The organism is Gordonia sp. CPCC 205333, from assembly GCF_048537885.1.
Lineage (GTDB): Bacteria > Actinomycetota > Actinomycetes > Mycobacteriales > Mycobacteriaceae > Gordonia.
Genome location: NZ_JBCLVI010000003.1, coordinates 221,217 through 247,072, shown reverse-complemented (window position 1 = coordinate 247,072; position 25,856 = coordinate 221,217). Strand labels below are relative to the sequence as shown.

The window sequence follows — 25,856 nt, the reverse complement described above, 5'->3', positions numbered from 1 at the left end:
CTGCCATCTCGAATTACAAATTGACCAGAGTGGACTATCATCGATCCGGACTTTGTCAGCTATCCGCGGGGGGCGAGTGAAACCACAGACGACCGAAGACAAGCCTGTCCGTCTTCATGGCATCGACGCCGCGCGAGCAGTAGCGATTGTCGGAATGTTCGCCGTCCATATCTTCACATTCGGAGACGTCCGCTGGGCTGACCCGCTGACATATACGAGTCTCGTCGTCGGGCATGCGGCACCGACTTTCGTGATGCTCGCGGGTATCTCCATCGCGCTTTACACGGGCGGCCCAACTCCGGTGACCGGCGACGAGTTGGTTCACGCTCGACACACGCTGCTGGTGCGCGCCTGCCTGATCGGGTTGCTCGGTGGGATCCTGCAGATGATCGGGTCGCCGGTCACGATCATTTTGCTCGTCTACGGCTTCCTGTTCGTCGTGTCCCTCCCATTGCTCACCGTTTCGCCGCGCCGGTTGCTCAGGGCCGCAGTCGTTCTCGCAATCGTGATGCCGGTGGCGATGCCCCTTCTGCATGCCGCCGTCGGAGCCTGGGGCATGTCCTACTACGTCCTGCCGGAAATCCTGTTCAACGGCGGCTACCCGGCACTCACCTGGTGCTGCTACTTTCTCGTCGGCTTAGCCCTGGGCCGGATCGAACTTTCCGACGAACACGTAGTGAACACCCTAATCGTTCGGGGCGCCGTGATCGCCGCGGCCGCCTATGTCTCAGCCGCAGCAGTATCGCCAATCCGGACGGCGTTGGATCCAGACGGCACCGCTCCTTCGCCCGCCAGATTTCAAGCACCACTGGAGCATGCGGGCGAGGGCTTCCTCTGGACACCGGCCAATCTCACCGGTTTGCTCACGGGTGGTTCGCATACGTCGACACCCTTCGACATCTTTGGCTCGACAGGTATCAGCCTGGTGGTGATCGGACTGTGCCTCAAGGTCTTTCACAGTCCGGGCGTCTTGAGTTGGCCGTTGCGAGCCGCCGGCAGAATGCCACTCACTCTTTACACCGCACACATAGTCGCTCTGCTGGTGCTGGATCGACTGTGGCCGTCGGAATCGGGCGAGAACCCGCCGTGGGCACCGTTTTCCACATGGCTGGCATTCGCGGTGGTTTCATCACTCGGAGCCATGTGGTGGCTCAATTATCACCGTCGAGGTCCGCTCGAAGGCTGGATCGCAAGAATCGCGGCAATGAGCGCTGGACCACCGAATCGACATCTAGTCCAGGATTAGTTGCCGGCGCGACTAGCGATGAAAGTACCCCGCGATCGTCGCCAGAGTGTCACCGATCGAACGCGGCACCACTTGCATGTGATTGGCCCCGCTGTAGGGAACCAGGGAAACACCCGCGCCGCCGACTTTCAGTTCGGCGACGAGCGCTGCGGTTACCGGGAAGAACACGGTCTCGTCACTCGTTCCCTGTTGGATGCGAACCGGGACCGTCCAGCCCGTCGTCGGAACGGCCATGTAATCGCGCAACGCGGCCGACACGGCAGGATTCGCCAGGGGTTTGGCGAACAGCGAACCAAGTGGTCGATGTGCGAACAGCCGGTTCAAGTCGAATACACACATCGACTTGACCCGCTGGGCGAGCGCACGTCCGGTAGGGCTCAGGTAGTCGAGAATCTTCAGCTCAGGTCGTGCGGCGTCGAGACCGTTGATCGCATAGAGCCCCAGTCCACCGAATCCGTTGAGGGTGCTGTTTGCCGGAATATACGGTCCGAATGCGGAGAACATCAACTCGATATGCGAGGCCGGGGCAAGTGGCACGGTGCCGCGAAGGTCGAGCTCGGGGGCATAGTTATGAGACAGCCACGCACCCCACAACGCGGCATGCCCCCCCTGCGAATGTCCAAGCGACACCCACGCTTTGGAGATTCTGGCGTCGTTGTGTCGCGCCGCGCGGACCATGTCCAACACGGAATGCCCTTCGGACCGACCGCCCAAGTACTCGGGCCGACTCCCACCGCCTAGCCCGATGTAATCCGTTGCGACAACGACGTATCCGGCTTTGAGCGCGGCCCCGATCGTTGGTTCTAACAGATCTCGCTCTGAGCCGGCGGACCGGCTCGGCGCGCAGTCTTCTGCAATTCCGCTGGTGCCGTGCGCCCACGAAACAACCTTCCAACCGCCGGCCGGAGCACTGCCGCGCGGGTAATAGACAGCGCCGTAGGAGCGGGCCGGCCGACCATTCTGATCACGCGTCTCGTAGAGAAGGCGAACACCCCGAGCCGCGGCTGCAGGCAGCTCCAGGCGTGGCAGCGCCTCAACGCGAATAACCGAACCTGCCGTCGCGGCATTCGCTGATGGCGTGACAGCCACCATCGCGCACGCGGCCACAGTCAATGCACAGAGAACTCCCCAGAACCGTTGCATGGCTGCGACGCTACTCCGATCGTGCGTACCCAACTCCTACGCACCATCGGCGCGCGTCGATCACGGCTGCCTACACCAACCTCCACCCGCCTTCGCTGGGCACCACCAGCCCCGCGACATCCAGCGTGGCCAGGGCCGATCGCACGGCCGACACCTCGATTGCCGCGGCGTAGGCAATCTCCTCGACAGTTGCCGACCCGCGCCCCGGAATAGCGTCGTGCACCCGTCTCTGTGCCGAGCTCAACGTATCCGTCACCCGTTTCGGACTCTCGTTGGAACCACCCTGTCCGTCGGGCCGCACCAGTGACATCACCTCCGACGCCGTAGTCACCAAAGCCGCCAATCCATCGGCGACCATTCGGTGACAGCCGACCGACATAGCCGACGTCACCGGACCTGGCACCGCACCGAGCGGCCGTCCAAGTTTGCGCGCCCACGCCGCGGTATTCGCGGCGCCGCTCCTACGTCCCGCCTCCACCACGACCACCACCGACGACAATGCCGCGACCAGCCTGTTGCGCGTCAAGAACCGGTGCTTCGCAGCCGTTGTGCCAGGCGGGTATTCGCTGATCGTCACTCCCGAGTTCGCGATTTGCGTTAGTAGTTGCGAGTGTCCGGCCGGATAGTCGCGATCGATACCGCACGCCAATACCGCCGCGGTAAGGCCGCCCGACGCCAGAACCGACCGGTGGGCCGCACCATCGATTCCATATGCACCGCCGGACACTACCGCGCATCCCTCTGCCACCACGCCCGCCGCCAATGACGCCACGACATATTCGCCATAGTTGCTCGCCGCACGTGAACCTACAAGCGCCACTGAACAATTCGCAACCGCGTTCATCTGCCCCGGGCCTCGCGCCCACAGCACCAGTGGCGGTCCGCCGCGTGCGGCCGTGTCGGCCTGCGCCAACGACATCAGTGACCATCCCGGCCACTCGTCGTCGTCGGGGGTCACCAACCGAGCCCCGACCCGTGCAGCCGCGTCGAGATCGCTTATCTCGCAGTCAGATTCGTGCCTAGCCTGCGTGAGCCCCAGCACGTCGTCATAGCCCGGCGGCATCGCGCGTCGTCGCACCGCGCGCGCCGCATCGACCACACCGATTTCCTCTACGAGCATCCGCAGTGGGCCACCGGGCGGCTCGGCGACTCTTGCCAGATACGCCCACGCACGGAGCTCCAGGCTGTACGCACTCATCGATAGCCTCCCCGGTCACGGAACAACAATGCCTGTGCCACATCGTCTTCGGTCGGTTGCTCCGCACCTTTCAGATCGGTGAGGGTCCAGGCCAGGCGCAGCGCCCGATCGGCACCACGCGCGGTTACCCGACCATCGCGGAGGAACAGTTCCACCGGACGCAATACGCCGGGCGGCAACCGAAACTGTTGTCGTAGTATCGATCCAGGTACTTCGCCGTTGGTCAGCCAACCGAATTCGGCCCAACGTCGCGCGGCAGCCGAGCGAGCTTCAACAACACGCGTACGGACCGCGGCGCTTGACTCACCGAGGTCGGTCATCAATGCGGTATTGCCCGGTGGCTCCATCCGAATTCGGATGTCGACACGGTCCATGAGCGGACCGGACAGCTTCCCGAGATAGCGCCGACGACTGATCGCCGAACATATGCAGTCGACGTCGTGAGCTGGCGCGCACGCGCAGGGATTCGCTGCCAGTACCAATTGAAACCTCGACGGATAGTTGGCCTCGCCATCTCGTCGCGCCACGCGAACTTCTCCCTCTTCTATCGGTTGGCGCAGGGAGTCAAGGACTTTCGCCCCCATCTCGGCGCACTCGTCAAGAAACAGCACACCGCGGTGGGCTCGCGATACGGCTCCGGGTGCGGCCATACCCGTGCCGCCACCGAGCAGCGCGGTGATCGACGTCGAGTGGTGCGGAGCGATGAATGGCGGCTCGGTGATCAGTGGATTCTTTGTCGGCAGGGTGCCGGCTATTGAGTGAATCGCGGTGACCTCCAACGATTCCTCGGTGCCAAGCGATGGCAGAATTCCCGGTAATCGCCTGGCCAGCATCGTCTTCCCAATCCCCGGCGGACCCGTCATCAGCAGATGGTGTGCCCCGGCCGCCGCAATTTCCAACGCGTACCGCGCCTCCGACTGTCCCACGACGTCGGCGAGGTCGGGAACCAGTGCTGACTCGGGCGGCGCAGCATCAATCGCGGTGTCGAGTATCCGGTCATCGGCCAGCCAGGCAAGCACCTCGGACAATGATTGCGCACTGCCGACTTCGATATCCGAAATCAGCACGGCCTCAGCGGCATTCGCCCGGGGGACCACAACTCGTGGATACCCGGCACGTCTTGCCTCGATGACCGATGGCAACACGCCGCGGACTGGTCGGATCCGGCCGTCGAGGGCCAACTCTCCGATGAATGCGGTCGAGGCCAGTTTCGCTTCGTCGACCTCTCCCCCCGCGGCGATGATGGCCAATGCCATCGCCAGATCGAATCGCGAGCCCGACTTTGGCAGGTCGGCGGGGAACAGCATGATGGTGATCTTCTGGTCGGGGACCTTGTGCCCGGAGTTTGTCACCGCTGCGCGGATGCGCTCACGCGACTCGCGAATGCCACCGTCGACGTTGCCGCCTACCGTCACTCCGGGCAGTCCCTGCCCCACATTCGCTTGCACTTCAACGACGGTTGCCGAGAATGCGTTAAGCCCCACCGCATAGGACTTGCCCAGTGTCATGTCGCCGCCTACACGTATACGCCGCGGTGGTGGCGGATTTCGACGGGGTGCCCATCCGGCGGTGCGGACAGATTCAGCTGCACCGCAATCACATCGAATCGGATCGACGTCCAGTGTCTGTCCTGCGCAGCCAACCACATGCGCGTCAACTTCCGCATTCTGGACAGTTTCGCCGCTGTGACAGCCTGCGCGGCGTCGCCGAACTTATCGGTCGATCGAGTCTTCACTTCGACGACGATCAGACCGGCGCCGTCGGCCGCGATGATATCCAATTCGCCATAACGATTGCGCCAGTTGCGTTCCAGCACAGTCCATCCCAGTTCTTTGCACTGAGCGGCGGCGATCTCTTCGCCGAGTTGGCCGATCTGGCCCCGCCGATTCGGCTTCGGCCTCTGACTACTCCCCATGCCATAACCGTGGCAGGGCCTGATATCAGCTCACCCAGTCCGCGAGCCTTGAGGGAGAGAACTGTGGACAATCGTGAACCTGTGCAAAGCAATTCCTGCCAACCGAATTCGATTCGAACTGCCGGTCCACGGCGGCCAAGGGAGATCTCCCCTCGATGGCAACCGGCAGACAGATGCCAGCCACAATGCGACCCGAGTGCCTCAGCAACCTACAGAATTCCGCTGATCACACCGCCGGACCGGAGATTACACCGGGCATAGAACTCATCCGGCCGGCAAGTCAACGCCGAAAACCGCTCGATACAGATCCGCACCGCAACTCGTCTCCATCGGCCCCGATCCCACCAAATCAGGCCGGCAAAGCGCGTCGAAAACGGATCGGGCGCGGCGTGGTTGCCTTGACCGATATATCCGCTGAGTCGGGACGTCAGCTCACTCAAAGACGCCGATTGAGGTTGTGCCGCAATGAATCCAGCAACGAATCGCTGGACCACGCCCAGGTAGCTCTCGGCCGCCGCCAGATGCCAGCCCATCGCTTCGAATCGGTTGTGAACCTTCGCCGACAGCGCCATCAGGCGCCTCGTCTCGTCCACCCCGGCAAGAAATGCCTCGACGACGCCAACCAACCGGCTGTTCGCATCGAGATCACGAAAGATACTGTGCCGCAATGCTATTGACGCAGGATCTGTAGGCGTACAGTAATACGGCCGGAGCATCACGTTAGCGGCAATCGCGTTGCTAAACGGCTGCAAGTTCAGGTCGTCGAAATACGGCTGCGACTCGACGAGCGGCTCGACCCCCTCGCATATAACAAGCTGGGAAACGGACCGTCCGGTACCACACGACCACGGACATCTGCCCCCGCGACCGCAGACACGTCGACCATATGTACCGGTCCAGGCCCCGGCGCTCCCCCTGTCCATCGCCACGCGCAGGCGGACGTACTGGCCGAAATCAGTTTTCCGGCAACCGCAGTTCTGGTTTTTCCAACTCTTCGACGTTGACGTCTTTGAATGTGACCACCCGGACCTGCTTGACGAACCGCGCCGGCCGATACATATCCCACACCCAGGCGTCACTCATCCGTAGCTCGAAATAGACTTCACCATCAGCGTTCCGAGGTAACAGTTCAACCGAATTCGCCAGGTAGAAGCGCCGCTCAGTCTCGACCACATAGGTGAACTGTCCGACGATGTCCTTGTACTCACGATAAAGCGAGAGTTCCATCTCGGTTTCATACTTCTCGAGGTCCTCAGCGCTCATTCACACATCTCCCGTCGCATAACTCGCTCTACCCTACTTCGGCGTTCCCGCGGCCCGCGCGGCGACGTTCCGGTACGACATTCGATGCTCCCGACACGGTCCGAGTCGATCCAGACTGTCCATATGCAAGCCCGTGCTGTAGCCCTTGTGTACTGCGAAGGAATACCCGGGAAAGTCGTCATCCATTGCCTTCATGATCCGGTCGCGTGTCACCTTGGCGATGATACTGGCGCCGGCGATACACGCAGCCGCCCCGTCACCGCCGATCACCGGCAATGAAGGCGCGGTCAGGCCGGGTACGGTGAAGCCGTCGGACAACACGTAGCCCGGACTGACGTCGAGACCACTGATGGCACGCCGCATCCCTTCGATATTCGCGACGTGGATACCTATCCGATCGATCTCAGCTGCTGGAATCACCACTGCGCTATAGGACAGTGCATACTTTGTCACTGAGCGATACAGGACCTCGCGAGTCTTCTCCGACAGCTTTTTCGAGTCATCGAGATCGGCCAACGACGCCAGTTGCGTCGGTTTGAGAACGCAGGCAGCGACCACCAGCGGTCCGGCACATGCGCCCCGACCGGCTTCGTCAACGCCGGCAACTGGCCCCAAACCGTTGCGGTGCAACGCGAATTCGAATGTACGAAGGCTCGCCGCACGGCGCACCGGAGACCGCGGCGGCCATCGATCGCCCCGGCCAACAACGACTTTCGACACTCCGCTACTCATTGCTGCGGGTTGATCGAGCCGACACCGCCCATCCGCGAAAACGGGAAGATGATGGTGCGCACTTTGCCGCGGATATCGGCGACTGGAACCGAACCGCCGGACTTGTAATCTGGTTCGATCGTCGCGGGGTCGTCATTCATGTGGTAACGCGAATCCGACGAATTGGTGCGATTGTCGCCCATCACCCACACCGCATCGGTTGGGATCTTGTACGGCCCAAAATCGGGACCAAGACAACTGCCCGAGCTGGGATTCTGCAAGGACATGTCGATATACGGCTCGCGCAGCGCTTTGCCGTCGACTGTCACGCCGACGCCGTCGGCATTGCGACACGACACCGTCTGACCACCGACCGCGATCACTCGCTTCACGTAGTCGTTCTCGTCGGGAGGCGCGAACCCGAACCAGGACAACACATCTTGAATCTTGTGAACCACCGCGTTCGATGATCGGGTGGATAGATACGGCTCATCCCACGAATCGGGAACTTTGAACACGACGACGTCGCCCGGCTTCGGGTCACCGAATCGGTATGCGAGCTTGTCGATCACAATCCGGTCGTTGGAACATCCCGTGCAGCCGTGCAGGGTCGACTCCATCGATTCCGAGGGAATCACGTACTGACGGCCGATGAAGGTGGTCAGCACGAACATAACGACGAGCACCGAGCCGACGATGATAACCGTTTCCCGAAGAAACGAGCTTCCCTTGCGCTTGCCTTTACCCTCGCCGTTGGCATCGTCTTTGGTATGCCATGGTTTCGCGGTCGAGTCCGCGGAATCTCCGGTATCTGCGGTCAAGTCGCCTCCACCGTCAGCAACACCCCGGGCGTGCGGATCGCTCGCCACGGGGTGTTCGCCGTCGGAAGAATGCTTGCCGTGTGAATTAGCCACGACGCCAGCGTAGTCGGGTCAGCGCTTCTCTTTGATCTTGGCTGCCTTGCCGCGCAGGTCGCGGACGTAGTACAGCTTGGCGCGACGCACGTCTCCACGGGTGAGAACGTCGATTTTGGCGATGTTGGGGCTGTGCACCGGGAAGGTACGCTCAACGCCGACGCCGAAGGACACCTTGCGGACGGTGAAGGTCTCGCGGATGCCACCGCCCTGGCGGCGGATCACGACGCCCTTGAACACCTGGACGCGCTCTTTGGAGCCTTCGATCACCTTCACGTGAACGTCGAGGGTATCGCCAGCGCCGAAGGCCGGAATGTCGTCGCGCAGCGACTGTTTGTCGAGAAAATCGAGAGTGTTCATTGCGGTGTTTGATCCTGTTCTGGCGTTTGCGTGAGTAGAGGAACCTGGCGTTCCCTTCTGCGAGGCAGCGGGCGTCGACCGGTTCGTGCTCCGTGTCAGTGCGCAGCCCGGCGCGGCCCACGAAGGGTGGGCGGCTCCGAGCAACCCGTCTATTGTGCCAGAAACACCCCGTCGAGGCGAAATCGCTTAGTGGACTGCTATTCGACGACGCGCACTCGCTGAGCACTCAATCTTTCTCGAACCGATTCCGACGGTGGTGTCGTTGAGGCGATTGCCACCAATTGGCCACCGACCTGGGCGCATAACTCGAGCAGCGAGAATTCTGGCGCTTCCCCGCGCCCGACAAACCATTCGCCTGACCCGAGGGTGACGCCCGAGCGTAAGTAGTCGTGGTCGTCGCTGGTCGCGACCACTCTTATCTGGTCACCTGTGTCGGCCACGGCAAGCCCGACTGCCATTCGCACGTCCGTCTTGAGGGGCAAGAGCCCAGCCAACTCACGCACACGACGTCCGATCGCGACCGTATCGATCGTCGTCCCGGCGCCCTGCTCGCGACGACGCGACATCGCACTCGCGGGCATACCGCCGACTGCGCCCGCACCGACAACTCCACTCAGGGCTCCGACTGACAACGGTGGGGTGCTCGCCCCAGACCCCGCATTGCCCAACTGTTCAGCGTGCCGTCGCCCAATGTCATCGACGCGGGTGCGGTAGTCCTCACCCGATGCCGCCAATGCCAGCCGTCCCGCTGCGGCGGGCTCCACCAACGCTGGTTCCGCACCGAACGCGCTCAACACCCTGCCGCGAGCCTGATCGCACTCCACCCGCGCGGCGATGGTCCGCATGTCGTCCCGCGTGTGCGATGCGGCGATGGCGTAAGCGTCGAGCGCGTCGGAAGCGACGATCATCGCCCGCACCGAATCCCCGACCAGACGTGGACCAGCCATATAGGTGGCCTGCGCTGTCAATGCCCCGGCCGCACGCCCTCGTGAAATTGCCAACGGTTGCGCTAGCCGATCCACGGCCGCCGCAAGACGTCTCGCATCGCGACGCAACGCCGTGGTGGCACACCGCATGCCCGCGACATCAGCCGTCGGCCATATGTCCGGGCAGAGCGCGGCGACGATCGAGGGCTGCTTTTCAGCATCACCGAGTAGCGGCGAATCATACAGCGCCCCAACAATATTCCACGAGGCGTTCAGTCCACGTGCGGCGGCCGTTGGCATCAGATGATCGCCATCAGCCGCAGCGATTAGGCTGCTTGATCGCCCAAGAATCCCGACATAGATATCCAACTTGGTCCTAGATGATCGCAGGTTGGCCACCAAGCCGTCGACTAGGGTCTCGATGCCGGACCGTGCAAGATCTCCGCCGACTTTCACGATCCTTTCTCGTGCGTTCCCACTGAGGCCGTCGGTGAGCGCGGTGAGATCGTCTCGTAGTGCGACCGCCCGATCGGCCGCTGCCCGCCATTCGGTCAAGTCGTGAATCATCGGATCGGCCGACATCGTCATTCCCCCTGATCGCCTGAGTAGTCGCTCAAGGATTGGACGGTCGCCGCGATCGTTTGGTTCCGTATCGCGGCGATCTTGCGGTCCGCCAACCCGACGAGGCGAACAACCTCGGCCGCAAGTTGATCAGCTCGATATCGGCGAAACACCGCAGGCTCAATACGGAGGCCCGTGAGTAGCCCCCGCGCGTTGATCTCAATCGCCACCAGATGGTCGGGGCTCGCCGCCTCTGCAGTCAGTTGTTCGACCGACCGCGCGATCCGGTCTAGTTCGTCGCGTTGGCGCGATAATTCTGCCCGCAATCGATGTCCACCCAATGTCGTCGCCCCCTACGTGAAGTGCTGGGCGTAAGCGTGACACGCATCGTGTACCAGCATGCGGAATTGACTGAAAGATGCTGCGCTACAACAGATGTAGCAGTCGATTCCGCCGTACCTGCGCCGCAGGCACAGCACTCACTGTGGTGTCCACGCCGGTCGATGGATAGCTCCAAGGGCTTCGCCGGGCTAGTGGGCGCCACCGGCCGCCTCGACGTCGGTACCGATATTCCCTCAAGATAGGTTGCCTATGTTCGCGCACCATTTCACTCCCAGAATTCAGCACGTGCCCGGGACTGAAGACGGCGAAGGTTGGGGCGACTACAAATACCACGTACGCGAACAACTTAGCGTGGCCGGTCTGGCGACGATGCTCGCAATCCCCCTCGTCATCGCCGGCGCCGCCACAGCACTGCGCGCGGTCGTATAGACGTAGCGATCCGGCATCATCCCTAGTCGAAGTCGTCGGCCGCGGACCGGGCCGCTACAACAGATCTGGCCTGCGTTCGATCGTGCGCGCAACAGCCTGTTCGTGGCGCCACTGCGCCACCTTCGCGTGATCTCCGCTGAGTAGTACCGGGGGCACCGACAATCCGCGCCATGTTTCCGGGCGGGTGTACGACGGGCCTTCTAGGAGGCCGTCGGAGAATGAATCCTCCTGATGCGACGCCGGATTTCCCAGCACACCTGGCATCAAGCGGACCGTCGCCTCGACCATCGCCAGCACCGCGACCTCACCACCGATCAGCACAAAGTCGCCGATTGAGACCTCTTCGACCCGTACGCGTCGCGTCGCGTCGTCGAAAACGCGCTGATCGATCCCCTCGTAGCGTCCGCACGCGAAAACCAGGTGGGATTCTTTACTCCACCGCTGGGCAGTGGCTTGGACAAACGGAACTCCGGCCGGTGTCGGAACCACCAGCAACGCGTCGTCGGGACATACCTCATCGAGGCACGGACCCCACACCTCCGGCTTCATGACCATGCCCGGCCCGCCGCCATACGGTGAATCGTCGACGCTGCGATGGACGTCCGAAGCCCAGTCGCGCAGATCGTGAACCGAAACGTCGAGTAACCCGCGGTCAATTGCCTTGCCCAGCAAGGCAGCTCGCAGTGGTTGCAGGTACTCGGGAAAAATCGAGACAACGTCTATCTGCAACCGGGGTGACGTGTCGATCGAGTCAGCCATCCCGGTCACCACTGCTCAGGATTGAGCAGACCATCAGGTGGATCGATCACGATCCGCGCGGCGGACACTTCGGGCACGATGTCCGCGACGAACGGGATCAACAGTTCCCTACCGTCGGCGGCGCGCACCGACAACAGATCCGACGTACCCAGATGCAGAACCGATTCGACGACACCGACGCCATCGCCGTTAACGGTCACGACGACCGCGCCCTCGATTTCGTGGTCGTAGAACTCGTCGGGATCATCGCCCGATGACACTTCAGCGGTGTCGATAAGGAACAGCACACCGCGCATAGCGTCGGCGGTGCCCCGGTCGGCAACTTCCTTGAGGGACAGCAACAGCCGCCCGGAATGATTCCGGGCGGCTGCCACCGTATAGCTACTTTCGCCACCGCCGCGCGGTGCGCGACCGCGCAGCGTCACGCCTTTCGCGAAACGACTGTCAGGGTCGTCGGTGCGGACATCGACGACAATCTCGCCTCGTATGCCGTGGGATTTCACCACGCGACCAATGACGAGATCCACTGAAGTCTCTAAGTTCGCGTCAGCGGTCGGTATCGACAATGTCGACGCGGACACCACGACCACCGATGCCACCCACTAAAGTACGCAGCGCGGTCGCAGTGCGGCCGTTGCGGCCGATCACCTTACCGAGGTCGTCGGGGTGGACATGCACCTCGACCATTCGGCCACGGCGACCAGTGATCATTTCGACACGAACGTCGTCGGGATTAGAGACGATACCGCGAACGAGATGTTCGACGGCATCAGCGACGACTGCGCTCACGCGTCGGCCTTGTCACCCTCGGTGGTGGCCTCTGCGGCAGGCTCGTCGGCCTTGGCTTCGTCGACTGCCTCGTCCTTCTTGGGGGCCTTCTTCTTCTTTTCGGTGGTAGCAGCGGCGACCGGCTCGTTGTCGGCGGCAGCGAGAGCCGCGTTGAACAGGTCGAGCTTGCTGGTCTTGGGCTCCTTGACCTTCAGGGTGCCCTCGGCGCCCGGCAGCCCCTTGAACTTCTGCCAGTCTCCGGTCACCTTGAGGATCGCGGCGACCGGCTCGGTCGGCTGTGCGCCGACGCCCAGCCAGTACTGCGCGCGCTCGGAGTCAACCTCGATCAGGCTGGGCTCTTCCTTCGGGTGGTACTTGCCGATCGTCTCGATAGCGCGTCCGTTACGACGGGTACGCGAATCGGCAACGACGATCCGGTACTGGGGGTTGCGGATCTTGCCCAGTCGGGTGAGTTTGATTTTTACAGCCATGTGTTTCCTCTTTGGTCACGGCGCAATTCAGCGACGCCGCCAGTCGGCGGGCCCGGTTTTGCGGTACTTGGTGGTGTGACCGTCGGGCGGCGCGTAACCGCGACCGACGAACCAGCGGCCAATTCTGCCAGATCAGCCGCGAGAAAGCTAAATGCGCGAACTCTGGTGTGGGGTTACCCCACCCCACGCGGGGTAACCGCACCAACGTTGACACCGACTTCAACTGCGGCCCCTGAAACCGGCCGCTCAGTGACCAACTGGTTCCCCCCATAAGATTCACCCGCCCCGCAACGCTGGAGAGTGCTATTACCACTTTGGGATGATGCCGCAATCGAATATTCAGATCCTGCATTCGGCATCATTCGAGGCTCGCCGGTCCCGGATCATCGACGGCACCGACGCGGTTCAGGAGTTTCAGGCAGGAGCCCTCCGGAGTCACTCCACGACCTGACCCGAACTCACCACCGAAGCGGGTCGCCGCAGTGTTGACGGATCGGCGATCGGGTCGGCGTCAAGCACCAGAAAGTCCGCGCGGTCGCCGTCATCGAGCAGCCCGGCGCCGAGCCAGCGTCGAGGCGCGACGGTGGCCCGCCACAGTGCGTCGCGAATCCCGAATCCCAACGCGGCCATCGCCTCGATCTCATCGACAATTCGACCGTGCCCGACGAACCCGCCGGCGTCAGTACCCGCGAACATCTGTACCCCTGCCTCGCGGGCGGCACCGAAGACATCGCGAGCACCGCCGTATAACGCGCGCATATTTGCCTGGTACGCCGGAAACCGGTCGGCCCCGTCTGCGATCGACGGAAAGTTCTCCACTTGAATCGCGGTGGGCACCAACGCAATCGACTGTTCCACCAGCTTGTCGATGTGGTCGCCGCGCAAGCCGGTTCCATGTTCGATGCAGTCAACGCCCGCGTCGATCAGTTCATCGAGCGCCGCGGTTCCGAATACGTGGGCGGTAATCCGCGCACCGGCATTGTGGGCCGCGGTAACCGCTGCGGTCAACTGCGTCGCCGTCCACAGCGGCGCCAGGTCACCGACCTCCCGGTCGATCCAATCGCCCACGATCTTCACCCAACCGTCGCCGTCGGCCGCTTGACGAGCGACCTCGGCGGCCAGCTGATCGGGATCAGCCAGATCGACGCCGTAATCGCGCAGATATCTCTTTGGCCGGGCGATATGCTTTCCTGATCGAATAAACCTGGGACACAACGGATCCGAGTCAAGTGGATGAGTATCCAACGGCGACCCGACCTCTCGGATCAGCAAGGTGCCGGCCTTGGCGTCTGCGTAGGCCGAAGCACGTGCTTGCTCGATGGTGACTCCCAGGCCCGGCGCGATTCCCACATGGTTGTGGGCGTCTACCAAGCCGGGGATGAGCCACGCGTCCTCGGCGACTGTGACCGCGCCGGCCACCACGTCACGAGAGATGATCCCGTCGTGCACCCACAATTCGATCGGCTCGCCGGTGAACGGATCACGGCCGCGATAGTGGCGCACGCTGACGTCGGTGACGGTCATCGTTGTCGGCCTCCGCTGAAAGTGTTGTGCTACTTCTTCTTAGGTGCGAATTTCGACACGTCGAGATTGTTGAGGTCGATGCCCTCAAGGCCGGGTGGCAACTCGTCGAGTCCCGCCGGCATATTCGACAGGTCGGGAAAACCAGCTGGCATCCCCGGCATCCCCGGGAAGCCGCCGCGCGCCTTCGGCGCGGTCGGTCCGCGGTTCTTTCCGCGCCCCTTCTTGCCTTTACCCTTGTTCTTCCGGTTGGATTTGCGGTTGACGCCGCCCATTCCCATCCGGCCGGACATCTGCGACATCATCTTGCGCGCCTCGAAGAATCGATCGACAAGCTGATTGACGTCAGTGACTGTGACTCCCGAACCGTTGGCGATCCGCAACCGGCGGGAGGCATTGATCATCTTCGGGTTGGCCCGCTCATCCGGTGTCATACCGCGGATAATCGCCTGCACCCGATCGAGTTGCTTGTCGTCGACGGCGGCCAACGCGTCTTTCATCTGACCGGCGCCGGGCAGCATGCCGAGGATGTTGCCGATTGGCCCCATCTTCCGGATCATCAGCATTTGTTCGAGGAAGTCTTCTAAGGTGAGGTCTCCACCGACGATCTTCTGCGCGGCTTCCTCGGCTTGCTGTGCGTCCCAATGGGTTTCAGCCTGCTCGATAAGCGAGAGCACATCGCCCATACCGAGGATCCGGCTAGCCATCCGGTCCGGGTGGAAGACATCGAAGTCGTCGAGTTTCTCCCCCGACGAAGCGAACATGATGGGCTGACCGGTCACTTCGCGCACTGAGAGTGCGGCACCGCCACGCGCATCGCCGTCGAGCTTGGTCAGTACGACACCGGTAAAGCCGACACCGCTTTGGAATGCCTCGGCGGTGGTCACCGCGTCTTGACCGATCATCGCATCGACGACGAACAGAACTTCGTCGGGTTCGGTCGCGGCGCGGATATCCGATGCCTGACGCATCAACTCGTCGTCGAGACCAAGGCGGCCAGCGGTGTCGATCACGACGACGTCGCGCTGGTCGGTGCGGGCCTGCTCGACTCCGGCGCGTGCGACGGCGACCGGATCGCCCGAACTGACACCAAGCGCGCCCTCGCCACCGACGCTGGTCCCCGGATGCGGAGCGAACACGGGTACACCGGCACGCTCGCCCACGATCTGCAACTGCGATACGGCACCCGGACGTTGCAGGTCACACGCGACGAGCAGCGGGGTGTGCCCCTGCTTGATCAACCAGTTGCCGAGTTTTCCGGCGAGCGTGGTCTTACCCGCGCCTTGCAAGCCAGCGAGCATGATCACCGTCGGCGGGGTCTTGGCCAACGTGATTCGACGAGTCTCGCCGCCGAGAATGCCGACTAGTTCTTCGTTGACGATCTTGACGACCTGCTGAGCCGGATTGAGCGCCGCGGAAACTTCGGCCCCCTTCGCGCGCTCCTTGATCTTGGCGATGAAGGTACGGACCACCGGCAGTGCGACATCGGCTTCCAGCAACGCCAGACGGATCTCCCGGCAGGTCCGGTCGATGTCGGCGTCGGACAGACGCCCCTTACCCCGCAGGTCGGAGAGTACGCCGGTCAAGCGGTCGGACAGCGAATCAAACATTCCCCTAGGCTACGTGAGCGCTAGGTCTGTGGCGCCGTCAGTGTCGGTCTGCGGACTCTTGTTCATCAGCAGACGGTATCGACGGCAGTGCCGTGGCCGCGACCACTTCGGTCGCGATCCCCGCTCTGTCGCCATTACCATCGCCGCTCAGTCGTAGGCCAAAACTGTCCACGACGGTACCGCCGAGCGTTGTAGCTTTGGCCCACACCACTTCCCCGCCGTGCCGCTCGATAATCGCGGTCACCTTGCTCAGGAGTCCGACCGCATCGGCGGCCCGCAATTCCATCACCACGACGTCGGAATGCGTCTCGGACCATGTCACTCGTGGCGGCGCGACACCGAAGAGCGCGGGCAAACCTTCCGTCTTGTCGACGCCGACACGGTTGGGTTCTTCGGCGGCCGCGCGCTCCGCGAGCCGGCCGGCGACGTCGGTCTTACCCTGCACCGCCGAGATCAGCTGCTGCCGCAGCACCGCATCCTGCGGCGGCTCGCCGAAACGCGGGACGACCCGGAATGTGTTGACCGCGCTGCCCGCGTGGCCCGCGACCGTCGCGGCCAATACCCGCAGTCCGCTCAGTGCCAGTACCCCGGCCATCCTCGATAACAAGCCCCGACTGTCCGGCGCCACCATCGTGACCACGAAAGTGTGCGGACCGTCGGGAGCCGCCGTGAGAGTGACCGCGAACCCACCGGCTTCGGCCAGGCTTCGATGGTCGGCCGACAACTCTTCGGGTTCGATCGGCGTATCGCCTTCGATCAGCGCGCCGGTCCGTCGGACCAGTTCACCGATCAGCGACGCCTTCCAGTCACCCCACACACCGGGCCCGGTTGCGCGCGAATCGGCCTCGGCGAGCACCGCGAGCAATTCGAGCAGTTGGCGGTCGTGGCCGAGTTTGTAAGCCACCTCGGCTGCGGTAGCCGGGTCGGCGAGGTCACGCCGCGTCGCGATCTGCGGCAACAGCAGGTGGTGCCGAACGATCGCCGCGAGTGTTTCAGTGTCCTGCGGCCACAACCCCATTCGCTGACCGATGGCGACCGCTAGTTCCGCGCCGACGACGCTGTGGTCGGCTTCTCGCCCTTTGCCGAGGTCGTGGATGAGTGCGCCGAGAAGCAGCAGATCAGGTCTGGAGACTCGGGTGGTCATCGTCGCCGCGTATGCGACGGTCTCCACCAGGTGCCGGTCGACGGTCCAGGTATGGATGGCGTCACGCGGCGGAAGATCGCGCACCGCACCCCATTCCGGCAGCAATCGCCCCCAGAGCCCGGTGCGGTCGAGCGCTTCGATAGGCCCCAGAATCCGATGTCCGGTGGACAGTAGCCCCAACAGATCAGCACGTGCCTCGGCCGACCATGGGGCGCGCAGTTCGGGGGCGAAATCAGCCAGCCGCCCCAGCGTCGACGCCCCGATGGGCAAGCCGGTGCGAGCCGACGCCGACGCGACGCGTAGCACCAGACCGGGGTCGCGACTCGGAATCGCGTTACGCGCCAAGACTATTTCACCGTGGTGCTCGACGACTCCCTCGTCGAGTGGTCGTCTGATCGGAGTACGTCGCAACGCCGCCAGACTGCGTCGCGGGACTGCGTTACTCGCCGTGCGAATACCGACTTCGAGTGAATAGGTAATGGTTCGCGACGCGTCACTGATCACCCGCGACAGGTCGAATCGATCGCCGACGCGTAGCGCTGCACCGATCTCATCGGCATCTTGCGCCCGCACCTGCTCACGGGCCCGACCCGCGATCCGATGTAATTCGGTACGAATGTCGAGGAGGCGCGCATACGCCAATTGCGGTGCGGCGCCGGGGGAATCAGCCCGCAGCGAACCCATACCGTCGGTCAGCTGACCGAGCGCGAGAGCCGAGAGGAGTTGGACGTCACGCAGTCCGCCGCGACCGTTCTTCAAATCGGGTTCGGTGCGGTGAGCGATATCCCCGGCCCGCTGCCATCGCCCCTGTGCGTGCGCGATCACTTCGGGCAGCCGACGTCGGATCTCGGTACGCCACTGCTGGCGGGTGCCACCGATGAGCAGCGACGACAGATCTTCGTCGCCCACGATATGCCGAGCTTCGGTCATACCCAGTGCCGCACTGACGTCCTCACGGGCCACCGCGAGTGCTTGCGGCACGGTACGGACGCTATGGTCGAGCCCGATGTTGGCGTCCCACAACGGATACCAGAGACCGTCGGCGACTTCGGCCACCCGATCCGAATTCATGTCGTCGTGCAGCAGGATCAGATCGAGATCCGAATATGGGACGACTTCCTGACGTCCAAGACCGCCAACGGCGACGATAGCGAAGCCGCTGCGTTCGGTTATGCCGAGTTCGGTTGCCTTGGCCGCCAACCAGAATTCGTAAAGATCGCCGAGCGCCCGCCGCAGTCCGGGAGCATCGAGTTTGCCACTCGCGTTGCGCTCCAACAGATTACGGCGGGCGATCGTCAAATCCTTCGCCGAGCCGATTGGGGAGGTACTCATCGAAGTTGCCCTTCTCGGCTCGTCGGATTTCTACTGGTTATAGCGCCTCTGAGCCACGCTCGCCGGTACGCACGCGCACCACCGAGTCCACCGGAGACACCCAGACCTTGCCGTCACCGATCTTGCCGGTGCGGGCGGCTTCGACGATCACGTCGACCACCCGGTCCACCGCGGAGTCGTCGACGACGACCTCGACTCGGACTTTCGGGACGAAGTCGACCGAGTATTCCGCGCCTCGATATACCTCGGTATGTCCCTTCTGCCGCCCGTAGCCCTGGACTTCGCTGACCGTCATGCCGACGATGCCGGCCTGCTCCAGTCCTGCTTTGACGTCCTCGAGGGTGAAAGGTTTGACAATTGCGGTGATGAGTTTCATGAGTTAGTTGGTCCTCTCCACAAAGTTCAGCGTAGTCAGTAGCCGGATTCGGAATGCGTTAGGCATATTCGTACGCGGTTTCAGCGTGCTCGGACTCGTCGATCCCCTGCGCCTCCTCGTCGGAACTCACGCGCCAGCCGAGTGGCTTAAGCACCAGTGCGATGATCGCGGTCAGTACGCCGGTGAAGACCAGCGCGAACAGTGCGATGACCACCTGGACCACGAGTTGTTTGAGGTCATGACCGTAGAACAAGCCCGTCTCCTTGGCGAACAACCCGATGGCGACGGTTCCCCAGAGACCGGCCACCAGGTGCACCCCGACGACGTCGAGCGAGTCGTCGTAGCCCAACTTCGCCTTCAAACCGACCGCCAGCGCCGCGAGCACACCGGCGATCACGCCGAGTCCGAGTGAACCGACCGGGGTGAGCGCGCCACATGCGGGCGTGATCGCGACCAGGCCGGCCACCACACCCGACGCCGCACCGACGCTGGTCGGGTGACGGTCGCGTACCCACTCCACCGCCAGCCAGCCGATCATCGCGGCTGCGGTCGCGGCGGTCGTGTTGATCCACACCAGACCGGCGGTAGCGTCGGCAGCCAGTTCTGAACCCGCGTTGAAGCCGAACCAGCCGAACCACAGGAGTGCAGCGCCAAGCATGACGAACGGAATATTGTGCGGACGGAACGCGGTCTTCCCGAAGCCGAGACGCTTGCCGATGATCAGCACCAAAACCAGACCGGCCATACCGGCGTTGATATGAACCACAGTTCCGCCAGCAAAGTCGATCGGCGGGACCGCGGCCTTCGTAGTGCCGTCCTCGGTGACCGTGCCGAACAACCACGACGCGAACCCTCGCTCGGCACCGGACATGATGCCGCCGCCCCAAACCATGTGCGAGAGAGGGAAGTACACGATCGTCGCCCACAGCACGGTGAAGACGAGCCAGGTCGAGAATTTCACGCGCTCGGCAATAGCGCCGGAGATCAGCGCGACAGTGATCACCGCGAAGGTGAGCTGAAAGGCCAGGAATACCGTCGACGGGATGGTGAGTCCACCGGTGACGACCTGGGTTACCGTTTCACCGTTCTGAACAACATCCTTCGTTTCGGAGAGTTGGTCAGAACCGAAGAGCGCGAAGGGGTTTGCGAAGACTCCCCAGATATCGTCCTTGCCGGTGATGCCGTTGCCGAACGACATCGAGAAGCCCCACAGCACGTAAACGACGCTGACCGTGGCGATGGCCCCGAAGGACATCATCATCATGTTCAGCACGGATTTGCCGCGCGACAGACCACCATAGAAGAACGCGAGAGCCGGCGTCATAAGCAACACCAACGCGGCACTCGCGATTATCCACGCGGTGTTGCCGGTATCGGGCACCCCGAATGATTCATCTGGCAATGCCAGCACAGTTTGAGCCACAACCACGGTCGGAAACCTCCTTGAGCGACGCACCGGACGGGGGTCGGTGCTTGCTCAAAAGACTGTCGTCGTGGAGTTTCGGTGGTGGTGCACCCGCGTTTCTGCCATGTGAACCAATTGCCGTTTTTTGTTGCGGCCAGGTAACGCCGCAAAGACGTCAGTCTCACATGACCCACCAAGACAGCGGCTGACGCTGTTCCCGAACTATCTCATCCAGCTCACAGCAGCGCGTCGACGAACGCTTCCGGCTCGAACGGAGCCAGGTCATCGGCACCTTCGCCGAGGCCTACCAGTTTGACCGGCACGCCCAATTCTTCCTGGACATGGAAGACGATGCCACCTTTGGCAGTTCCGTCGAGTTTGGTGAGCACAACGCCGGTGATGTCGACGACCTCGGCGAACACCCGCGCCTGGACGAGCCCGTTCTGCCCGACGGTGGCGTCCAGGACCAGCAGTACCTCATCGACTTTGGCCTTTTTCTCCACGACGCGCTTGACCTTATCGAGTTCGTCCATGAGCCCGGTCTTGGTATGCAGGCGGCCGGCCGTATCAACCATCACGACGTCGACGCCGCGATCGATGCCGGTAGCTACGGCGTCGAAAGCAACCGACGCTGGATCGGCCTGTTCCTTACCGCGCACGATATCGGCGCCCACGCGTTCACCCCAGGTCTGAAGCTGATCGGCCGCGGCAGCACGGAACGTGTCAGCGGCACCCAGCAGAACGCGGCGACCGTCGGCGACGAGGACTCGCGCCAATTTGCCAGTAGTGGTTGTCTTGCCCGTTCCATTCACTCCGACGACGAGAATGACCGAGGGATGATCGTCGTGCGGAAGGGCCCGCACGGAACGGTCCAGTTCCGGATGGAGCTGTTCGATCAGGACGCGTCGCAGCAGTGCGCGGGCATCGTCGGCGCTGCGGACGCTCTTCGTCGCCAATTCGGTCCGCAGCTTCTCGACGACGGCCATCGTCGACGCGGTACCGAGGTCCGCCATCAGCAGCGTGTCCTCTATTTCCTCCCAGGAGTCCTCATCGAGGTCGCCGCCGCCGAGTAGTCCCAGTACGCCTTTGCCGATGGCTCCCTGTGACCGCGACAGCCGACCGCGCAGACGAGACAGCCGCCCCGCGGTCGGGTCGATCTCGTCGAGTTGGGTTTGCGGCGCGGGAGCGATGGGCTCCGCGACGGTCTCGGATTCGACGGGCGGTTCTTGCTCGACGACCGTTTCATGCTCGACGACGTCGGGCGCCGGTTCGTCAACAGTCTCGGCAATCGCAGGCCCTTCGGCAGCCGGTTCTTCGGGGGCCGGAGTAGTTGGCTCGGCAACCGTTGGCGCGGAATCCTCGCCGGTGGCTTCGGTGACCTGCGACTCGGCTGCCTCGTCGACGACCGGCACTTCAGCATCCGGTTCCGGCAGCGGCTTTTCAACAATCGTCGGCTGCTCGGGAGTCTTCGGTTTCGCCGGAGGTTCCGCGACCGCGGTTCCCGGACCTTGGCTGAAGCTAAAGCCACTGTTGGTCTCATACCCGCCTGATTTGTCGAGCTGGGCCTTCGTATCGTCGCTGACCGCAGGGGTCGCGTTGTCGGACAACGAGATTCGACGGCGCCGGGACAACACCAAGCCAGCTGCGACCAGTGCGACCAACACGACGACGGCGACCACGATGCCGATGATGAGGTAGCTGTTCATAGGTCAATCCTCGCTGATTCGCGATCGTCGTGGATCAGCAGGGCACTCGAATGTCGCCGGAGACTCACTCAGTGATGGGGACCGACAGTTCGACGCCGCGCAATCGCTGCGAAATCACTGTCGTAATCCCGTCGCCGCGCATACTCACGCCATACAGGGCGTCGGCTACTTGCATCGTCGGCTTCTGATGCGTGATGACGATCAGCTGCGACTTCTCACGCAACTGCTCGAACAGGGTGATCAACCGCCGCAAGTTGGTGTCATCGAGTGCGGCCTCAACCTCGTCCATCACGTAGAACGGCGACGGCCGCGCGCGGAAGATCGCGACGAGCATTGCAACCGCGGTGAGCGACTTCTCGCCACCGGACAGCAACGACAGTCGTTTGACCTTCTTCCCCGGTGGTCGCGCCTCCACCTCGATTCCGGTGGTCAGCATGTCGCTCGGATCAGTGAGGAACAAGCGTCCCTCGCCACCGGGAAACAGCGTCGCGAACACTTGGGTGAATTCCCGCTCAACGTCGGTATAGGCTTCGGTAAAAACCTGCAGAATCCGGGCATCGACGTCTTCGACGACGGCGAGCAGGTCGGCACGGGCGGCTTTAACATCCTCCAATTGCGCCGACAGGAAGTTGTACCGCTCTTCCAGTGCCGCGAATTCTTCGAGCGCGAGCGGATTCACCTTGCCGAGGGTATTGAGATCCTTCTGCGCCTTCTTCGCGCGCGCTTCCTGCGTCGGTCGGTCATAAGGCATCGGTGCGGGCGCGACGACAAGTTCTCCCCGCGCCTTGGCATCTTCATACTCGGTGATCTCCAATGCCGACGGCGGCATCGGCACATCCGGGCCGTACTCGGCGATGAGGTCGTCGGGAGCGATGGCGTAGGACTCGAGAATCTGTTCCTCGAGCTGTTCAATACGCAGTGCCGCCTGCGCTTTGGCGACTTCGTCACGATGCACCGTGTCTCGAAGCGAATCGAGTTGCGCGGTCAGCGAAGATACTTTCTCCTTGACTAGATTCAGTGCCTCGGTGCGCTCCACCCGGATCTGCTCTAGCCGATCACGGGTGCTCTGAGCGTCTGCGACGGCAGCGGCGAGTCGGACAGCGACCTGCTCCCCTGCTGCCGCGACGGCCGTGGCAACTGCCGCGCCTTGTCGTCGCGCCTCGTCGGCTCGGCGTGCCCGTTCGCGCGACTCGCGTTCATTGCGGGCCGCACGCCGCAATGAATCGGCTTTACCGCGCACCGACGCCAGCCGCTCTTCAGCCGTGCGCAGGGTCAGCCGTGACTCCATCTCGGCACCGCGTGCGATGCTGACCGCAGCCGCCGCGGCCTCGCGATCTGCGGTGCCAGGCAGTTCGACGGCATCGGGATCGTCGGCGACAGCTTGTGCCATCAGAACGTCTTCCTCGGCCGTCGCAATTTTCGCGACGGTATCGGCGTGGCCCTCAGATGCGTTGTCGCGCTGGCGATTCAACCGCTGCGCTTCGTCTTCGGCGGCGCGCACGTCATGGCCGAGCCGGGCCAGCTGTTCGTAAGCCGCGCCAAGCGTTGAATCAGACTCGTGAAGGGCCGCAAGCGCTTCTTCTGCGGCGCCGACCCGCTGTTCCTGCTCAGTGAGTGCACCCGACAGGGCAGCCTGAACTTCTTCGATGCGGTGGCGCGCGTCGGCGAGTTCGGTTGTGGCGGTGTCGATCGCGGACTGCACTTCCAGGGCGGACTGTCGATGCGATGACCCGCCATCGACGGTCGCCACACCGACCCGGTCACCATCGCGGGTGACCGCGAGGACGTCAGAATGGGCGGCGACAACCGCGAGTGCATCGTCGGCTGTGGTCACCACCGCCACTGATCCAAGTAGGACGTCGATGGCACCGGCGACTGAATCAGGGCAGGTGACCAATTCGGTCGCCCAGCGCCCGCCGGCCGGCAGTGCCGGCCGCGTTCGCTCGCGAGGACTCAGCCCGCCGACGATCAGCGCGGCGCGGCCACCATCGCCCTCCTTGAGCGCCGACAACGCACGAACTGCGGCCAACGCATCGACAGTCGCGATCGCATCGACCGCAGGGCCGAGCGCACTGGCGATAGCTGTCTCGAAACCTGTTGCGACAGAGATTAACTCAGAGAGTGGCGCCACCAGGCCGGCAGCGCCGCGCTCCATCAGCCAGGCCCCTCCGTCACCTCGCTCCAAGCCAACCGCCAACGCTTCGATACGCGCGGATAGCGAGGCAATGCGTTGTTCGGTTTCACGTTCTTGCGCCTGCAGGGTCGTGACGCGTTCATTGGCTCGCTCCAGGGCGCTGACCGAGCGTTCATGATGCTCGTCGAGACCCTGTTCGGCGCTTTCGAATTCGCTGACCCGCGCCCTGACCGCATCCATTTCCTGCGCGGCGGTGGCTGCGCGATCACGCGCCGCGGCAATAGCGGTCGTCAACCGATCCACTTCGGCGCCAACGGAATCGGCCCTGGTACGCAACGTGGCTAGCTGCCCCTCCAGGCGCGCCAACCCTTCTCGTCGATCGGCAACCGCCGCGATCGCCGCACTATGTGCGCGTTCGGCATCTACCGCCGCCGACTCCCGTTCTGTGAGTTCGAGTTTCGCGCCTTCAAGTACCTCGGTAGCCATCTCAACGGCTGCCGCCAACTCGGCCTCGTGCAAGGCGGCTTCATCGGCCTGGTGGTCGAGCACCTCGGGATCGGCGCCCGATGGCCGGGTACTCGATTCGTTCAGATAGCGACTGCGATCGGCGGCGATTCGAATCGTCGCGTCGACACGTTCGGCTAATGCCGATAGTCGGAACCACCCCTGACTGGCCGCGGTCGCGGCCGGAGTCACTTGCGCGAGATGCGTTTCATGCTCGGTCAGCTCTTGCGTGAACGCGTCGAGGTGGGCGGCGACTTCGTCCTGTTGAGCGCGCAGCATGTCCTCTTCGGCGGTCTGCTCCGCCATCACCGTGCGCCGTATCACCAGGTCGTCGGCGGCCAGGCGCAGTTTGGCATCGCGCAGGTCAGCCTGGACGGTCTGCGCTCGGCGCGCGACCTCGGCCTGACGTCCGAGCGGCTTGAGCTGGCGTCGAAGTTCGGTGGTGAGGTCGGTCAGGCGAGCAAGATTGGCCTGCATGCCGTCGAGCTTGCGGACGGCCTTCTCTTTGCGTTTGCGATGTTTGAGCACGCCGGCGGCCTCTTCGATGAAGGCCCGCCGATCCTCGGGCCGAGATTCAAGGATCGCCGCCAACCGCCCCTGCCCGACGATGACATGCATTTCGCGGCCGATGCCGGAGTCGCTGAGCAGTTCCTGGACATCCATCAGGCGACAGGAGTTGCCGTTGATCTCATACTCGCCCGCACCATCCCGGAACATTCGGCGGGTGACCGACACCTCGGAATACTCGATCGGAAGCGCGCCATCTGAGTTGTCGATGGTCAGAGTCACCTCCGCGCGGCCGAGCGGCGGTCGGCCCGACGTTCCGGCGAAGATAACGTCTTCCATCTTTCCGCCGCGGAGCGCTTTAGCGCCTTGCTCGCCCATCACCCAGGTCAACGCATCGACCACATTCGATTTGCCCGAACCGTTTGGGCCGACCACAGCCGTGATCCCGGGTTCAAAGCGCAGCGTCGTGGACGACGCGAACGACTTGAACCCTTTCAGGGTCAGGCTTTTGAGGTGCACGACCGTACAGATTACCCGCTGGCAGTGATCGCCCCGGACCAAGGCAGCGGGTCGGGCGTGGTGTAGCGCCGG

At 63.2% G+C, this 25,856-nt stretch carries 24 protein-coding genes; 2 read left to right on the top strand and 22 right to left on the bottom strand.

The genetic code is table 11. The features are described 5' to 3' along the window. Positions 1-76 precede the first annotated feature (76 nt). Positions 77-1,246, top strand: coding sequence for a DUF418 domain-containing protein (locus AAFP29_RS11340; protein WP_419217474.1), 1,170 nt, complete (start codon positions 77-79; stop codon positions 1,244-1,246). Positions 1,247-1,258: 12 nt separating this feature from the next. Here AAFP29_RS11340 and AAFP29_RS11335 read toward each other — a convergent pair whose 3' ends face one another. The 11 genes from AAFP29_RS11335 to AAFP29_RS11285 all read right to left on the bottom strand — a co-directional run bounded on the left by AAFP29_RS11335 (position 1,259) and on the right by AAFP29_RS11285 (position 10,563). After that, complete coding sequence (locus AAFP29_RS11335; RefSeq protein WP_419217473.1) at positions 1,259-2,389, bottom strand: lipase family protein; 1,131 nt, start codon at positions 2,387-2,389, stop codon at positions 1,259-1,261. Positions 2,390-2,459: 70 nt separating this feature from the next. Further along, on the bottom strand, positions 2,460-3,587 hold the full coding sequence (dprA, locus tag AAFP29_RS11330; RefSeq protein WP_419217472.1) for a DNA-processing protein DprA: 1,128 nt from the start codon (positions 3,585-3,587) through the stop codon (positions 2,460-2,462). Continuing rightward, positions 3,584-5,095: a YifB family Mg chelatase-like AAA ATPase gene (locus AAFP29_RS11325; RefSeq protein ID WP_419217471.1), complete on the bottom strand. Its 1,512-nt coding sequence runs from the start codon at positions 5,093-5,095 to the stop codon at positions 3,584-3,586. Before AAFP29_RS11325 ends, dprA begins: the two co-directional genes overlap by 4 nt. Positions 5,096-5,103: 8 nt before the next feature. Next, positions 5,104-5,502 (bottom strand): YraN family protein, encoded by a 399-nt coding sequence (locus tag AAFP29_RS11320; protein ID WP_419217470.1) that lies wholly within the window; start codon positions 5,500-5,502, stop codon positions 5,104-5,106. A 209-nt stretch (positions 5,503-5,711) separates the two neighbouring features. Then, positions 5,712-6,170: a hypothetical protein gene (locus AAFP29_RS11315; protein WP_419217469.1), complete on the bottom strand. Its 459-nt coding sequence runs from the start codon at positions 6,168-6,170 to the stop codon at positions 5,712-5,714. Positions 6,171-6,456: 286 nt separating this feature from the next. Beyond that, entirely contained in the window at positions 6,457-6,765 is a 309-nt protein-coding gene (locus AAFP29_RS11310) for a DUF2469 domain-containing protein (protein ID WP_419217468.1), read from the bottom strand. Between the two features lie 33 nt (positions 6,766-6,798). After that, positions 6,799-7,485: a ribonuclease HII gene (locus AAFP29_RS11305; RefSeq protein ID WP_419217467.1), complete on the bottom strand. Its 687-nt coding sequence runs from the start codon at positions 7,483-7,485 to the stop codon at positions 6,799-6,801. Positions 7,486-7,493: 8 nt separating this feature from the next. Continuing rightward, on the bottom strand, positions 7,494-8,345 hold the full coding sequence (gene lepB, locus AAFP29_RS11300; RefSeq protein WP_419218071.1) for a signal peptidase I: 852 nt from the start codon (positions 8,343-8,345) through the stop codon (positions 7,494-7,496). A 63-nt stretch (positions 8,346-8,408) separates the two neighbouring features. Next, positions 8,409-8,750 carry a 50S ribosomal protein L19 gene (rplS, locus tag AAFP29_RS11295; RefSeq protein ID WP_419217466.1) on the bottom strand — a complete coding sequence of 114 codons (342 nt, stop codon included), beginning with the start codon at positions 8,748-8,750 and terminating at the stop codon, positions 8,409-8,411. A 197-nt stretch (positions 8,751-8,947) separates the two neighbouring features. Then, complete coding sequence (locus tag AAFP29_RS11290; protein WP_419217465.1) at positions 8,948-10,258, bottom strand: hypothetical protein; 1,311 nt, start codon at positions 10,256-10,258, stop codon at positions 8,948-8,950. Positions 10,259-10,260: 2 nt separating this feature from the next. Further along, complete coding sequence (locus AAFP29_RS11285) at positions 10,261-10,563, bottom strand: YbaB/EbfC family nucleoid-associated protein (protein WP_419218070.1); 303 nt, start codon at positions 10,561-10,563, stop codon at positions 10,261-10,263. A gap of 301 nt (positions 10,564-10,864) precedes the next feature. Between AAFP29_RS11285 and AAFP29_RS11280 the strand changes: the two genes are divergently transcribed. Continuing rightward, on the top strand, positions 10,865-11,008 hold the full coding sequence (locus tag AAFP29_RS11280) for a hypothetical protein (protein WP_419217464.1): 144 nt from the start codon (positions 10,865-10,867) through the stop codon (positions 11,006-11,008). A gap of 54 nt (positions 11,009-11,062) precedes the next feature. On the opposite strand, the gene trmD is transcribed toward AAFP29_RS11280, so the two are convergent. The 11 genes from trmD to smc all read right to left on the bottom strand — a co-directional run bounded on the left by trmD (position 11,063) and on the right by smc (position 25,784). Beyond that, positions 11,063-11,737 carry a tRNA (guanosine(37)-N1)-methyltransferase TrmD gene (trmD, locus tag AAFP29_RS11275; RefSeq protein ID WP_419218069.1) on the bottom strand — a complete coding sequence of 225 codons (675 nt, stop codon included), beginning with the start codon at positions 11,735-11,737 and terminating at the stop codon, positions 11,063-11,065. A 35-nt stretch (positions 11,738-11,772) separates the two neighbouring features. Next, the gene (rimM, locus tag AAFP29_RS11270) at positions 11,773-12,294 is read right to left on the bottom strand and encodes a ribosome maturation factor RimM (protein WP_419217463.1); all 522 of its coding nucleotides are present in this window, start codon (positions 12,292-12,294) and stop codon (positions 11,773-11,775) included. Between the two features lie 19 nt (positions 12,295-12,313). Further along, positions 12,314-12,556 (bottom strand): RNA-binding protein, encoded by a 243-nt coding sequence (locus tag AAFP29_RS11265; RefSeq protein ID WP_007317403.1) that lies wholly within the window; start codon positions 12,554-12,556, stop codon positions 12,314-12,316. Further along, positions 12,553-13,026: a 30S ribosomal protein S16 gene (rpsP, locus tag AAFP29_RS11260; RefSeq protein ID WP_419217462.1), complete on the bottom strand. Its 474-nt coding sequence runs from the start codon at positions 13,024-13,026 to the stop codon at positions 12,553-12,555. The genes AAFP29_RS11265 and rpsP overlap by 4 nt, the downstream gene beginning before the upstream one ends. Positions 13,027-13,461: 435 nt before the next feature. Continuing rightward, positions 13,462-14,550, bottom strand: a complete 1,089-nt coding sequence (locus AAFP29_RS11255) for an amidohydrolase family protein (RefSeq protein WP_419217461.1) — start codon at positions 14,548-14,550, stop codon at positions 13,462-13,464. A 29-nt stretch (positions 14,551-14,579) separates the two neighbouring features. Further along, complete coding sequence (gene ffh / locus AAFP29_RS11250; protein ID WP_419217460.1) at positions 14,580-16,157, bottom strand: signal recognition particle protein; 1,578 nt, start codon at positions 16,155-16,157, stop codon at positions 14,580-14,582. A gap of 37 nt (positions 16,158-16,194) precedes the next feature. Continuing rightward, on the bottom strand, positions 16,195-18,633 hold the full coding sequence (locus tag AAFP29_RS11245) for a [protein-PII] uridylyltransferase (protein ID WP_419217459.1): 2,439 nt from the start codon (positions 18,631-18,633) through the stop codon (positions 16,195-16,197). 37 nt (positions 18,634-18,670) lie between these two features. Next, positions 18,671-19,009: a P-II family nitrogen regulator gene (locus AAFP29_RS11240; protein WP_419217458.1), complete on the bottom strand. Its 339-nt coding sequence runs from the start codon at positions 19,007-19,009 to the stop codon at positions 18,671-18,673. A gap of 58 nt (positions 19,010-19,067) precedes the next feature. After that, a complete protein-coding gene (locus AAFP29_RS11235; RefSeq protein WP_419217457.1) occupies positions 19,068-20,438 on the bottom strand; it encodes an ammonium transporter in 1,371 nt (456 codons plus the stop codon). A gap of 212 nt (positions 20,439-20,650) precedes the next feature. After that, entirely contained in the window at positions 20,651-22,120 is a 1,470-nt protein-coding gene (gene ftsY, locus AAFP29_RS11230) for a signal recognition particle-docking protein FtsY (RefSeq protein WP_419217456.1), read from the bottom strand. A 64-nt stretch (positions 22,121-22,184) separates the two neighbouring features. Further along, a complete protein-coding gene (gene smc / locus AAFP29_RS11225; protein ID WP_419217455.1) occupies positions 22,185-25,784 on the bottom strand; it encodes a chromosome segregation protein SMC in 3,600 nt (1,199 codons plus the stop codon). Positions 25,785-25,856: the final 72 nt, after the last annotated feature.